The 13,208-nt window shown below is 44.3% G+C and carries 11 protein-coding genes and 1 pseudogene; 11 read left to right on the forward strand and 1 reads right to left on the reverse strand.

Annotated features, from left to right (window positions below):
- The 5 genes and pseudogenes from PGX78_RS02955 to PGX78_RS02975 all read left to right on the forward strand — a co-directional run.
- Window positions 1–196 (forward strand): annotated as a pseudogene (locus tag PGX78_RS02955) (amino acid permease); the annotation flags it as partial.
- 47 nt (window positions 197–243) lie between these two features.
- Complete coding sequence (locus tag PGX78_RS02960; RefSeq protein ID WP_006942410.1) at window positions 244–627, forward strand: RidA family protein; 384 nt, start codon at window positions 244–246, stop codon at window positions 625–627.
- A gap of 347 nt (window positions 628–974) precedes the next feature.
- On the forward strand, window positions 975–2,882 hold the full coding sequence (thrS, locus tag PGX78_RS02965; RefSeq protein WP_270445327.1) for a threonine--tRNA ligase: 1,908 nt from the start codon (window positions 975–977) through the stop codon (window positions 2,880–2,882).
- Window positions 2,883–3,014: 132 nt separating this feature from the next.
- Window positions 3,015–3,884 (forward strand): ribosome biogenesis GTPase YlqF, encoded by an 870-nt coding sequence (gene ylqF / locus PGX78_RS02970; RefSeq protein WP_270445328.1) that lies wholly within the window; start codon window positions 3,015–3,017, stop codon window positions 3,882–3,884.
- Window positions 3,877–4,677, forward strand: coding sequence for a ribonuclease HII (locus PGX78_RS02975; RefSeq protein ID WP_270445329.1), 801 nt, complete (start codon window positions 3,877–3,879; stop codon window positions 4,675–4,677). The genes ylqF and PGX78_RS02975 overlap by 8 nt, the downstream gene beginning before the upstream one ends.
- 58 nt (window positions 4,678–4,735) lie before the next feature.
- Here PGX78_RS02975 and PGX78_RS02980 read toward each other — a convergent pair whose 3' ends face one another.
- Complete coding sequence (locus tag PGX78_RS02980; RefSeq protein ID WP_006942414.1) at window positions 4,736–5,689, reverse strand: magnesium transporter CorA family protein; 954 nt, start codon at window positions 5,687–5,689, stop codon at window positions 4,736–4,738.
- Between the two features lie 286 nt (window positions 5,690–5,975).
- Between PGX78_RS02980 and smc the strand changes: the two genes are divergently transcribed.
- The 6 genes from smc (at window position 5,976) to PGX78_RS03010 (ending at window position 13,029) form a co-directional block, all read left to right on the forward strand.
- A complete protein-coding gene (smc, locus tag PGX78_RS02985) occupies window positions 5,976–9,533 on the forward strand; it encodes a chromosome segregation protein SMC (RefSeq protein WP_270445330.1) in 3,558 nt (1,185 codons plus the stop codon).
- A 3-nt stretch (window positions 9,534–9,536) separates the two neighbouring features.
- On the forward strand, window positions 9,537–10,484 hold the full coding sequence (gene ftsY / locus PGX78_RS02990) for a signal recognition particle-docking protein FtsY (protein WP_270445331.1): 948 nt from the start codon (window positions 9,537–9,539) through the stop codon (window positions 10,482–10,484).
- A 52-nt stretch (window positions 10,485–10,536) separates the two neighbouring features.
- Window positions 10,537–11,013 carry a YhcH/YjgK/YiaL family protein gene (locus tag PGX78_RS02995; protein WP_270445332.1) on the forward strand — a complete coding sequence of 159 codons (477 nt, stop codon included), beginning with the start codon at window positions 10,537–10,539 and terminating at the stop codon, window positions 11,011–11,013.
- A gap of 1 nt (window position 11,014) precedes the next feature.
- On the forward strand, window positions 11,015–11,833 hold the full coding sequence (gene thiM / locus PGX78_RS03000) for a hydroxyethylthiazole kinase (protein WP_270445333.1): 819 nt from the start codon (window positions 11,015–11,017) through the stop codon (window positions 11,831–11,833).
- A complete protein-coding gene (gene thiW, locus PGX78_RS03005; protein WP_270445334.1) occupies window positions 11,826–12,329 on the forward strand; it encodes an energy coupling factor transporter S component ThiW in 504 nt (167 codons plus the stop codon). The genes thiM and thiW overlap by 8 nt, the downstream gene beginning before the upstream one ends.
- Before the next feature lie 130 nt (window positions 12,330–12,459).
- Window positions 12,460–13,029, forward strand: a complete 570-nt coding sequence (locus tag PGX78_RS03010) for a TetR/AcrR family transcriptional regulator (protein ID WP_270445335.1) — start codon at window positions 12,460–12,462, stop codon at window positions 13,027–13,029.
- Window positions 13,030–13,208: the final 179 nt, after the last annotated feature.

Here is a 13,208-nt window from a genome sequence, read left to right on the forward strand (position 1 = left end):
GTTTTGTATTGCCTTCCTCGTCCTTGTTACTATCGGCATGTGGTTTAACGAAGATACGCGTATGTCCCTTATTTCTTCATGGGTTTATATGGCAGTTATTACCGTTTTTTACTTTATTTGCGGCTTGAATAAGAAAGAGTATGATATACACGGTAATTTACAGGAAAAAGGGGCTAACAACGGTAGCGAAGGTTAAATTCCTTTGATATAATAAATAAAAACATTAAAAGGAGAGTGTTTTATATGGCAGTAAACGTAATAAAAACCGATAAGGCCCCCGGTGCTGTAGGACCGTATTCGCAAGGCATTAAAGCCGGTAATATTTTATTTGCATCCGGCCAAATAGCTCTCAATCCGGAAACGGGGAAACTCGTTGGAGGCGGAGTTACGGCTGAAGCAACGCAGTGCATGAAAAATGTAGGAGCTTTATTGGAAGCTGCCGGCATGACATATGATAATGTCGTAAAAACAACTGTATATATTACGAATATGTCCTATTTCGGTGCCGTAAATGCCGTATACGGAGAATATTTTAAAAATAATCTCCCGGCGCGTTCGTGTGTAGCCGTAGCGGAGTTGCCTAAAGGTGCATCTGTTGAAGTGGAAGTAACGGCTTATGCCGAATAATTAAAAAGAAAGCGGATCATGAGATCCGCTTTTTTAATTTTTTATCTTGACAGTAAAAAATGATAGTCTTATAATGACGACATATCGAAGATATATATTAAAGCCGTGATGAGGACACGACGGCATGTGAACCGCTTATGCAGAGAGGAATGCAATCGGTGAGAGCATTCTATGAGCGTATGACCGTTACCGCCTCGGAGCCTACTGTTGAAACAGATACGGTTGCACCGTTACAGCAATAAAAGATACCGAGATTGTATTCGGTAATTAGGGTGGAACCGCGTGAACATGACCTCTACGTCCCTTGGGATGAGAGGTCATGTTTATTTTTAAAGGAGATGTGAAGAATGGCAGAAATTATTTTACAAGACGGAGCCAAAAGAGAATTCGCGGACGGCTGTTCTTTGGGAGATGCCGTTGCACAATTGAGCAACAGCCTTGCCAAAAAGGTACTGGTAGCTAAGGTGGACGGAGAAGTTACGGATTTGCGCCGACCCGTTAAAGACGGTTCGACTGTAGAATTTCTTACGTTTGAATCTCAGGAAGGTAAGGACGCGTTGCGTCATACGGCCTCACATATTATGGCACAGGCTGTGCGTCGTTTGTTTAAAGATGTAAAAGTAGCAATCGGCCCGGCTATTGAAAACGGCTTCTATTACGATTTCGATACGGAACATCGTTTTACGAAAGATGATTTTGCGGCTATTGAAGCGGAAATGCATAAAATTGTAAAAGAGAATCTCCCTGTTACCTATGAAGAAGTTTCCAGAGCCGAAGCTTTGGCTATGTTTGAAAAAGAAAACGAAATTTACAAGGTGGAATTGATCAAAGATTTACCGGAAGATGCGACTATTTCTGTATATCGCCAAGGTGACTTCTATGACCTTTGTGCCGGTCCTCATGTAATGACAACCGGTCAGGTTAAGGCTTTTAAACTTTTATCTGTTGCCGGTGCTTACTGGCGCGGTGATGAAAAAAATAAGATGTTGCAGCGTATTTACGGCACCGCTTTTGACAAGCAGGCATCTCTCGATGAATACTTGAAACTTCGTGAAGAAGCTGAACGCCGTGACCACCGTAAACTGGGCAAGGAAATGGATTTGTTCAGCTTTCATGAAGAAGGTCCCGGATTCCCCTTCTTTCACCCGAAGGGAATGCTCTTGCGTCAGACTTTGCTTAAGTTCTGGAATGAACTTCATGACCGTTATGAATATGACCAAATCAGTACGCCGATTATTTTAAATCGTCAATTATGGGAACAGTCGGGGCATTGGGATCATTATCGGGAAAATATGTATTTTACAACTATTGATGATGAACCGTATGCTATTAAGCCTATGAACTGCCCGGGCGGTATCCTGGTTTATAAGAGCAATGTTCATTCCTATCGCGATTTTCCCATGCGCACTGCTGAATTGGGCTTGGTTCATCGGCATGAATTACACGGTGCATTGCACGGTCTTTTCCGTGTTCGCAGCTTTACTCAGGACGACGCTCATATCTTTATGCTGCCGTCACAGATGAAGAAGGAAATTACAGGCGTTCTTGATTTATTCGATGAAGCTTATAAGATGTTCGGTTTACCGTACCATGTAGAGTTGTCTACTCGCCCGGAAAATTCTATGGGTAGCGATGAAATCTGGGATTTAGCAACGAAAACCTTGAAGGAAGCCATTGAAGAAAAAGGCGTACCCTATCAGATCAACGAAGGCGACGGCGCATTCTACGGTCCGAAACTTGACTTCCATGTTAAGGATTCTATCGGCCGTACCTGGCAATGCGGTACTATTCAGCTCGATATGCTCATGCCGGAACGCTTTGATATGACCTATGTAGGTGAAGACGGTCAGAAGCATCGTCCCGTCATGGTTCATCGTGCTTGCTTTGGAAGTATTGAACGCTTCATCGGCATCTTAATTGAACACTATGCAGGGGCATTCCCCGTGTGGTTGGCTCCGACACAGGTAAAGATTTTGCCTATCTCGGAAAAGCAAATGGACTATGCAGTAGAACTTCGCAAGAAGTTTAAAAAAGCCGGTATTCGAGTAGAACTTGATGAAAGCAATGAAAAAATCGGCTATAAAATCCGTAAGGCACAAATGGAAAAAGTTCCGTATATGTGTGTTATCGGCGAAAAAGAAGTACAGGAACAAACCGTTTCCGTTCGTGATCGTTCGCAAGGCGATTTAGGCAGCCGTAATGTTGATGAATTCATCGCACATATTCAAGAATTATCCGAAAGCCGTAAGGGTTAAGATTACACAAAAGAGAGCCGTCCTTAAGGTCGGTTCTCTTTTTGTATGCAGCCCGTAGCGTATGGCATCTTTACTTACGCAGGTCTTTTACCGTACAATAGGTGTACTTGTAGTGTAGAAGGGGGAAAAACCGTGATTATTAACTGGTATCCCGGTCATATGGCTAAGGCCAGACGACTGATAGAAGGAAATCTGAAAATTATTGACGTGGCTATCGAGTTGGTCGATGCACGTATACCCATGAGCAGTACCAACCCTATGATAGGGCAACTTTTGGGACAGAAACCGTCGATTGTCGTCATGAATAAAGCCGATTTGGCAGACGCGGAAATTCTTAAGCTGTGGACGGCTTATTATAAAGAGCAGGGACGCATGGTGATGGCCTTAAACAGTAAAGATGGCAAGGGAATTAAGCAGTTGGTACAAGCGGTGCGAAAGCTGGCGGAACCGAAGCTTGTAAAGTGGCGTGCCAAGGGATTAAAAAGTCGCTCTGTCCGGACGATTATTCTAGGTATTCCCAATGTAGGAAAATCGACTTTGATCAATCGTCTGGCCGGTCGCAATGCTACTAAAACAGCTGATAAGCCGGGTGAAACTAAAGGCAAGCAATGGGTTCACTTGGCAGATAATTTGGACTTACTTGATACCCCGGGTGTCTTATGGCCTAAGTTGGAGGAACAAAAGTGTGCCAGACGTTTGGCCGCCACAGGAGCTATATCGGATACGGTATACGATATGGAAGAAGTTGTCGCCGATTTGATTACCACCTTATCGGTAAGATATAGTGAGGCATTGAAGAAACGTTTTAAACTGTCCGAAATAGATGAAGATCCGTATAAAACTATTGAGTGCATAGGGAAAAATCGCGGTGCTGTTTTGCCGGGCAATCGTATTGACATGGAAAAAACATATAAACTTATTATAAAAGATTTCAGAGAAGGCCATATAGGGCCTATTTCTCTGGATATGCCTGAAGAATTTACGGAGAAACAGGATGGTTGATATACAAACCCTTTCTTTAGAAGAAATTCGCATGTTACTGGAAACGGAAGGCGAACATATACAGCCCTTATTACAGGCCATGGATGAGGATCATCGTAAAGGAGTTCAAACGGCTGCAGCTGCGTACAGAAAAAAACGGGAAAGAATAAGAAAAGAAAAAGCCCGATTAAAGGGAATGCTCCGCTATGAGGAAAAACTGTATGCAAAAGGATATCGTTATATTGCAGGCATTGATGAGGCGGGGCGCGGTCCCGTAGCCGGTCCTGTAACGGTTGCTGCGGTTATTTTACCGATTCGGCCGCTTATTTACGGTCTTAATGACAGCAAAAAAGTATCACATAAAAGAAGAGAAGAGTTATTTGACACTATTATGAATGAAGCTATAGCTGTGTCATGCATAAATTTCTCGGAAGCAGATATTGATCGTTATGATATTTATCATGCTACGCAACTAGCGATGTATACAGCGGTTAAGACTTTGGATATTTCCCCTCAAGCCGTTTTAATTGATGCTATGCCTTTACCGGATTTGGAAATCTACCATGAGTCTATTGTCGGTGGCGATGCACAAAGCCAATCTATTGCGGCAGCCTCGATTATAGCCAAAGTTACGAGAGATCGTATTATGGAAGAATATGATCGACAATATCCCCGGTACGGATTTGCCGAACATAAGGGATATTTGACGCAGGCTCATAAAGATGCTATTGCACAATACGGACCTTGTCCTATTCACCGAAAAAGTTTTGAGCCCGTTAAATCTATGGTAGGTTTTAGCCGGGATACTCTGTAGAAAAAATATAGAAAAGAAGACCTCCTTACCGTCGGTAAGGAGGTCTTTGTGTTTCGCTCTAAAATAATTTTTTCATCCACAAGAGGGCTACGGCTACGGCAGAACAAATCATGGCAATCGTAATAACCAGGAAAAATCCCCATTCATTTTCTTGGAAAGGAAGGGGAACGTTGACGCCCCAGAGGCTGAAAATAGTTGTCGGTACAGATAAAATAATGGTAATGGAGGCCAAAAACTTCATTACTATGTTCAGATTGTTCGAAATAATGGAGGCGAAGGTATCGGACATATTCATGAGAATGTTGGAGTACATTTCCACCATTTCGATGGCCTGTTTATTTTCGATAATAACATCTTCCAGTAAATCTTCGTCTTCTTCATAAAGCTTTAAAAGGTGGTGGAGCGATTGATTTCGTCTCAACCTCAAAAGCTTTTCCATGACGGCTCCGTTACCTCGTAGAGCGGATGCAAAGAAGGTCAGGGATTTCTGTAATTCAAGGAGCATGAAGAATTCACGGTTACGCATGGAATGACGCAAAATGGATTCAATATCGTCCGTGCGATGGTTAATTTGTTGTAAGTAACGCAAGAAAAGAGTGGCCGTGCGAAAGAGTATTTGAAAGAGGAAACGAGTCTTTTTAAAAGTATAAAACAAAGGATACTTGTTCTGTGTAAAGGCTTTCATAACATCCGTTTCCTGCAGGCAGACAGTTACGATAAAATCAGGTGTAATAAAGACCCCGAGAGGTAAAGTGTCATAACTGTCCGTTTCCAGAATAATAGGAATATTGATGACGACGAACACGTAGTCATCCTCGATTTCCACACGAGAACGTTCTTCCGTATCCAGGGCCATTTTCAGTACGTCTGTAGGAATTTCCGTGACCATAGAAACAATTTGCAGGTCGTCCGAGTCGGGGTTCACAACATTAATCCAAGAGCCTTTTTCGGCCGTAGCGATAGATAAATCATCTTCCAAGTGGCCGTTATTATGTTTGAATACTTCCAGCATGCCGTATACCTCCCCTCGTTGCGACTTCAGGTGCACATAAACTCAAACTAATATAATCACACGGAACGAGACAAGTCAAGAGGAAAGAACAAAGATTTACAAGCCGTTTCAAAGGATTTTTTAAAGACAGGTGAGATGTTTTGCTATATAATATAATAGGTTATATATATGTAGCATTCAATTTTTTTAAGGGATGCAATTGACTCAAGATAAGAAATGGGCGACTTATGCGTCCACTTTTGTTACATATACAATCTTTATGAGGTAGACGGAAAGGAATTGTAACGTGCAACTGACGAAGATGGAATTGCGGGGATTCAAGTCATTCGCAGATAAAACGACATTGACCTTTGACAAGGGTATTACCGCCATTGTCGGACCTAACGGCAGCGGGAAAAGTAATATTTCCGATGCCGTCCGTTGGGTCATGGGTGAACAGAATGTGCGTCAGTTACGCGGACAGCGAGCGGAAGACATCATTTTTTCCGGTACGGATACGCGACGGCCTCAGGGGGTTGCAGAAGTATCCTTGTATTTCGATAATTCCGATAAGACGTTGGACACGGAATTTAGGGAAGTCGTTGTTACTCGCCGCTATTTTCGTTCCGGTGACAGTGAATTTTATATTAATAAAAGACATTGTCGCTTAAAGGATATTCATAATCTTTTTGCCGATACGGGTATAGGACAGGACTCTATGGCCGTTATCGGGCAAAATAGAGTTGATCGTATTCTAAATAGCCGGCCTGAAGAACGGCGGATTATTTTTGAAGAAGTTGCCGGAATCAGTCGGTTTAAGGGACGTAAAGAAGAAGGGTTGAAGAAAATTCGCGAGACTAAGGCCAATCTGGAGCGTATTCACGATATGACCGTTTTGCTGGAAGAACGGTTGGAACCCTTGACGAGACAAGTGGAAAAATTACGCTCTTTCCGTCTCTTAGATGAAGAACGACGGGCCTATGAGGGAACCTTGACCTTACAAGAGTTAAAAAACTTTGAAAGACTGTTGTCTAAGGCGGAAAATATTCGTCAGCAAGCTTTTTTTGCAGATCGTAATGTAGAAAAACAGATAGAAGCAAAAGAGCGGGAACGTCAACGCGTCATGGCTTCTATTGAGGCGGAAGGTGCTCGCATGCAGGCTTTAAATGAGGCCGCCGGAGCTGCTAAAAGTGAAGCGGACAGGTTGCGAGAAAGGTTGGAACGGTATGACCTTCAAGTCGAAGATAATCGACGTATTATAGAGACTGTAAAATCGGATCTTCAAGATATAAGCATTCGTAAAGAAAAGGTATCCGCACGAATTTCGGAATTGACTTCCCGATTGGAATCCGGCCGAACAGAAGAAAAAGCGGCAGTGCAAAGTGTAACACTTACGGAAAAATTGATGCTTGAGGCGACGACACAGGCTGAGGCGATTCAAGAATCTTTGCGGTCAGAGGAAGAAGCGGTACAATTACGCAAAGAAAAGCAGTATGCTTTACATCGAGATGTTGAGGATTTTAAACGTCGATTAGCGGAAAATATAGAACGGTCCGGAGAGTTAAAAGAAAGAATTGAACGAGTTGAGGAGCGTAAAAAAGAACTGGAACGGCATCACCTCGACTTGGAAGCCGAGATAGGGCAAGTTCGAATAAATGAAAAGTCTCTTCAAGATAAGCTTCGGACGGCAAGTGAGGAGCTTGAGTCTTTAAAAAAATCGTTAGACGAAACGGCGAAACAAGAAGGGGTCTTAAAGAGCGAGTGTGATGCACTGCGTCAGAAATTGCACCTGTTGGAGGGCTTGGAACGTGATGGCGAAGGATTGGGACGTGCTGTAAAGACAGTCCTTCAGTCCAAGGAGCCGTGGAGTTCATCTGTTTGCGGTATTGCCGGGAACCTTTGCCGAATTCCTGAAGAATATATGACGGCTATAGACACGGCTCTGGGCGGAGCGTCTAGACATATTGTCGTTACCTCGGAAAAAGCGGCGAAAGAGGCCGTGACCTTTTTAAAGCGGATCAAGGCGGGCAGGGCTACCTTTTTACCGGTTGATACGGTTCGTTCCAGACATTTGGGCAAGGACGAAGAGGCAGCCCTTGCTGAAGAAGGAATTATAGGAACGGCAAAGTCCCTTGTATCGTATGATGCTGTCTATGAATCCGTTTTTTCTTCTTTGTTGGAAAAAACCTTGATTGCAGAGTCGGTTGACAGGGCGTCGGAAGTAGCAAGAAAATATAGAAATTGCATACGTATCGTTTGCTTAGACGGAACCGTCTTTAACGTAGGCGGCTCCCTTACCGGCGGCAGTTCTGCCAGAGCCGTGTCTTCCGTAACGGGACGCAAGCAGGTTATTGAGAAAACGGCTTGCGACTTAAGAAAAAAAGAAGATATATTGCAAAATATATCGGCGGAAGTGGCGGCAGCCACGAGAATTTTTAATGAACGGAGTACGGCGGTAACCTTACTTACGAGAAAGTTTACTGAAACGACAGAGGTTTTGAGGCGCTGTGAATGGCAGCTACAGAAAAGTGCAGCTGATTACGAGCAAATAAAGGATGAGATTCGTAATGAAGCGGCAGGGGAGCAACGCCTGAATGAGGTTCGTTCGGAAATACAGCACCTTCTGGTAAAGGCACAAGAGCGCCTGTCCGCTTATGAGGAAAAAGAAAACACCTCAATAATTGAAGATCTGAAACAGCAAGTGTTAAAAGCCCGAGAAAATACGGACTATATAGGCACCTCTTTGACAGAACGGCGTATAGAAGCGGCCAAGCTTACAGAACTAATTGCACATTTACAGGAAAGCAGGCAAGAACAGATTGGACGTCTGGAAGAGCTGGGGGAACAGGAAAAAGGGCTGATCCGTAAGCTTGACGAAGTAAAAGAGCAGATTGAGTCATTAAGTCGGCAGCGGCGTGTTGATGAAACGTCACTGGTTGAAAAGGAAAAGGCCGTTATTGCCAAAGAGGCTGACAAGAATGCTTTTTATCAGGCCAGAGAAGCGAATTTCAGTAAGGGACAGGCGGCTGACGAGGAACTTAAGCTTTTACGAGAAGAAAAAGAACATTACCGGCAGCAAATAAGTCGTGCCGATATTCAAATTGAAAAATACGGTAGTGAGATTTCAAGATGTACGGAAAAATTAACCGACCAGGGATTGACACGTGAAGATGCGGAAGCTCGTAAACAAGAAGGTTCTTTGCGAGAATTGCAAGAAACGGTCCGCTCTTTAAAAAGCCGTATAGCTGAACTCGGCACGGTCAATCCCAATGCGGATGAAGAGTATAGGGAAGTGGCTGCCAAAGCTGAACTTTATGAGCAACAGAGTCGTGACCTTGCTGAATCGCAAGGAAAATTGGAAGCGATAGTAGCAGAAATCGATAAGGCCATGTCTATGCAGTTTGAGCAAGCCTTCAATGAAATCGGAGGTTACTTTCAACAAATCTTTTCACGACTTTTCGGCGGCGGTACGGCTAAGATATTGTTGAACGACACTCACAACATATTGACCAGCGGCATCGACTTTTTAATTCAACCTCCCGGAAAAAAGGCTCAGTCTTTGACCTTATTGTCCGGCGGTGAACGGGCACTTACGGTTATTGCACTGTTATTAGCTTTCCTGGCTTATCGGCCGGCTCCGTTTTGTCTGGTCGATGAAGTTGATGCGGCCCTGGATGAGGCTAATGTAGATCGAATGGCCAGGTATTTGAAAAATTACAGCGGTGATACGCAGTTTATTGTTATCACACATCGACGTAAATCCATGGAAGCGGCTAATACCCTGCAAGGCGTAACAATGGAGGAAAAAGGGGTATCGAAGTTGATCACGGTCCAAGTTGATGAATTCATAGAGAAGGGAACTTAAGGAATGGGCTTTTTTTCAAAATTAAAAGACAGTCTGGAAAAAACGAAGAAATCCTTATTTACAGGTATTGAAACGGTTGTTCTGGGGTATGCAAACATAGACGACGAAATGTACGATGACTTGGAAGCGGTTATGCTCACAGGCGACATAGGGATTGAAACGACCGATTATTTACTGGAACAGATTCGAGAGGGCGTAAAGTCAAAGGAGATTAAAGACGGAAGCGATGTTGTACCGTATTTGGAAAAGGTCGTTGTAAAATTATTGGAAGAAAACGATGAGCCGGAACAAGATACGGAAGGGACGAAGGTCATTTTTATAGTCGGTGTAAACGGTGTCGGTAAGACAACAACTATCGGTAAACTTGCAAAATACTATACGGAACACGGTAAGTCCGTCATGATTGCCGCCGGAGATACCTTCAGGGCCGCCGCCTCCGATCAGCTGACTATTTGGGCGCAGCGTGTAGGCGTGCCTATTATTAAGCACCGGGAAGGCGCTGATGCGGCGGCGGTGGTTTACGATGCTACGGCTTCCGCCAAAGCCCGTCATGCGGACATACTCCTGGTAGATACGGCGGGGCGGTTGCATACGAAAAATAATTTGATGGAAGAGTTGCGGAAGATGGCTCGTGTAGCTGCTAAAAATATTGAAGGAGCTCCGCACGAAACATTCTTGGTATTGGATGCAACGACGGGGCAAAATGCCGTCAGTCAAGCTAAGTTATTCGGTGAAGTAGTACCTCTTACGGGCGTAGTTTTGACAAAATTGGACGGAACGGCCAAGGGCGGTATCGTATTGTCTATCAAACGGATACTCGGCGTACCTGTTCGCTGGGTCGGTGTCGGTGAAGGCGCGGACGACTTACAGCCCTTTGATGCGACTCAATTTGCCGATGCCTTGTTTGAACGAGCCGGTACGGAAGTGGAAGAAGCTAGCGGAAAGGGATAGGTAAACTAAGTAAAACGAGACGGAAGTACATATAAAATTAGGAGGAGATACTATGTTTCTCGGCAATCTGGATCAGTGGGAGAAAGATGCACAATATGTACCCGCATATATAAGACCGTTTATCGAAATGTTGGCTCATGTGGATTTCGATACGCTGGAAACGGGCAGACATGAATTGGGTAACGGCAACTATATGAATGTTGATGAGAGTGTGACGGCTCCGGCAGGTGAACGTAAGACGGAATGCCATAGTCGATATATAGACATTCAGGTACTCGTCGACGGAAGTGAATATATAGGATGGCAGCCTTTGTGCCGTCTGGGAGAGGTGACGGAAGATCGTTCGGCGCAAGATGCACGTTTTTTCAGTCCGTTTCTTGAAAATGATGTTTTTGTAGTGATGGAAAGACGCAAGACTTTTGCCGTTTTTTATCCCAATGACGGTCATCGGTGTTTATGTGCCCCTGACGGTAAGGGAGCGGTTGTCCGAAAAATAATTGTCAAAGTAAGAGTACAGGAAGAGGCCTGATATGGAGACCTTATTAAAGGAAATCGGACTGGCTCTGTATGACATACGGCGACAGAAACCGCTGATTCATGAGATTACAAATTATGTTACGGCCACTGACTGTGCGAATATCACTTTGGCGTTAGGAGCCAAGCCTATTATGGCTACAAGACCGGTAGAAGCGAAAGACGTGATTACGCGGGCTAAAGGTGCCGTATTAAACTTAGGAACCCTTGACGATGAACGACTTAAAGTCATGGAAGAGGTGGCGGCCATAGGTACCGATCACGGAGTTCCCCTGGTACTTGATCCGGTCGGTGCGGGCAGTATGGAAAGTCGTGCCAATGCCGCCGGTAAATTGCTTGAAGCGGGACGAATGGCCGTGATTCGTGGTAATGGTGATGAAATAACGAGCTTGGCAACGGGGAAACTTACTCAAGGTGCCGGCGTAGATAATAGCGGCAAGATACAACTTACCGGTGAAGAAGTAAGAGAATTCAGCCGGAAACTGGGGACTGTCGTTGCTGTTACGGGCACTGTGGATATTATCTCCGACGGAAAGCGGACCGTGTCTTGTCATAACGGTAGCCCGTTGCTACCTTTTGTTACCGGCACGGGGTGTATGACGACGGCTCTCATTGCCGCTTTTGCTTCCGTAACGGATGCTTTTACAGCGGCTGTAGGGGGCATTCTCTCTTTAGGCCTGGCGAGTGAAATGGTTGTAAACAGAGATCCTCGAACGGGACCGGGAACTTTAAGACAACGATTATGTGATTGTGTTTTTGAGTTGCATAAAGATATTTATATTTTGGACGGAAGGGTAGTGAAAGACTATGAATAATCGAAAGCCCTTGACCCGCTTGGCCGTAGCCGCTTTGTTGGTTGCGCTGGGAGTCTTATTGTCCCCTTTATCGGTACCTGTCGGAGCAGCAAAAATATTTCCCGTACAACATGCATTAAATGTTATGGCCGCTGTTATTTTGGGATGTCGTTACGGAACGGCTGCGGCTTTTTGTATTTCGACATTGCGTAATATTTTGGGCATGGGAACGGTATTGGCCTATCCGGGCAGTATGTGCGGTGCCTTTTTGTCAGCCTTCATGTATAAGCGTACGGGTAGCGTGTATGCGGCGGCTATAGGGGAAGTAGTAGGTACGGGTATTATCGGAGGTCTCATTTCCTGGCCGATAGGATCTTACATACTCGGATCAGCCGGTGCGGCTTGGTTTTTCTTCGTCGTTGCCTTTTTACCGAGTACCGTAACGGGGGCAGTCGTCGGTACCCTCGTTTGCAAGGTACTGCCGTTGGAAAGATTCAAAGAATACATATACAGATAAGCCTGTTTTAACATGGGAATTTCCGCTTCACGACTTGACTTATAAAGTGTGTATGTATTAAACTGATAGATGGTACTGGGTTTTCAGTGTCGGTTTTTGTTTGCACTTTTTAATTTAACGAGGAGTTTATATGGAGAAAGATATTCGTGCCCATGTTTTGCGTGTCGCTCTTGAAGAATTGAATCAATGCGGTCCCGCATTTCATATGGATGATTTGGCTCGTCGTCTGCATATCAGTAAGAGAACCTTATATGAGAATTTTTCATCCAAACAGGAAATTGTTAAAAATGCTATTCTTTCAGTTATGGATGATTTATATACCCACCATGTAAAGCTTATTGAGGATGAAAGTAAGACGGTGGAGGAGAAACTGCTTACCTATTTTGACGCACGATCCGAAATGGTAGAAATTATTTCGCTTCGCCAATATGAAGCTATCTTGAGAAAAATGCCGGAAATCGCCCCCGAATTGGCAGAGGCAAGCAAAAGAGATTGGAATTTATTATTAAACTTTTTGCAAGACGTAGCACAGTCGGATGAGTATAAAGACTTCTATGTTTTTGCTTTATTGCATATGCTCATGGGGGCGGCCACCAATATTTTAAATCATTTGGATGAACTTGAAGACGATAAATACTATTCCTACCCGAAGTATATGGAAGAATGTATGCGCATCGTGCTATACGGTATTAAGAAGTAAGAGGAGGATTCACCTACTATGAGGTCAAAACGTAAAGGTTTGGCAGTAAGTTTATTAGTAATTGCTGTGGCGGCAGCAGTTGCCGGTTGTGGCGGTAACGCAGGCGGAGAGAAGCAGCCCGTAGCCGTTAATACGTATAAAATTATAGCGGAAGACACGATTGTTCCCGCTGAGTACAG

The sequence above is a fragment of the Megasphaera sp. AF13-6AC genome (genome assembly GCF_027685385.1).
Lineage (GTDB): Bacteria > Bacillota > Negativicutes > Veillonellales > Megasphaeraceae > Megasphaera > Megasphaera micronuciformis.

What these genes read in the sequence shown, in the direction of transcription:
- thiW (WP_270445334.1), top strand. Translation starts at nt 11,826, where the DNA reads ATGAATAATCGAAAGCCCTTGACCCGCTTGGCCGTAGCCGCTTTGTTG.
- PGX78_RS02975 (WP_270445329.1), top strand. Translation starts at nt 3,877, where the DNA reads ATGGTTGATATACAAACCCTTTCTTTAGAAGAAATTCGCATGTTACTG.
- PGX78_RS02960 (WP_006942410.1), top strand. Translation starts at nt 244, where the DNA reads ATGGCAGTAAACGTAATAAAAACCGATAAGGCCCCCGGTGCTGTAGGA.
- PGX78_RS02980 (WP_006942414.1), bottom strand. Translation starts at nt 5,689, where the DNA reads ATGCTGGAAGTATTCAAACATAATAACGGCCACTTGGAAGATGATTTA.
- ftsY (WP_270445331.1), top strand. Translation starts at nt 9,537, where the DNA reads ATGGGCTTTTTTTCAAAATTAAAAGACAGTCTGGAAAAAACGAAGAAA.
- thrS (WP_270445327.1), top strand. Translation starts at nt 975, where the DNA reads ATGGCAGAAATTATTTTACAAGACGGAGCCAAAAGAGAATTCGCGGAC.
- thiM (WP_270445333.1), top strand. Translation starts at nt 11,015, where the DNA reads ATGGAGACCTTATTAAAGGAAATCGGACTGGCTCTGTATGACATACGG.
- PGX78_RS03010 (WP_270445335.1), top strand. Translation starts at nt 12,460, where the DNA reads ATGGAGAAAGATATTCGTGCCCATGTTTTGCGTGTCGCTCTTGAAGAA.
- PGX78_RS02995 (WP_270445332.1), top strand. Translation starts at nt 10,537, where the DNA reads ATGTTTCTCGGCAATCTGGATCAGTGGGAGAAAGATGCACAATATGTA.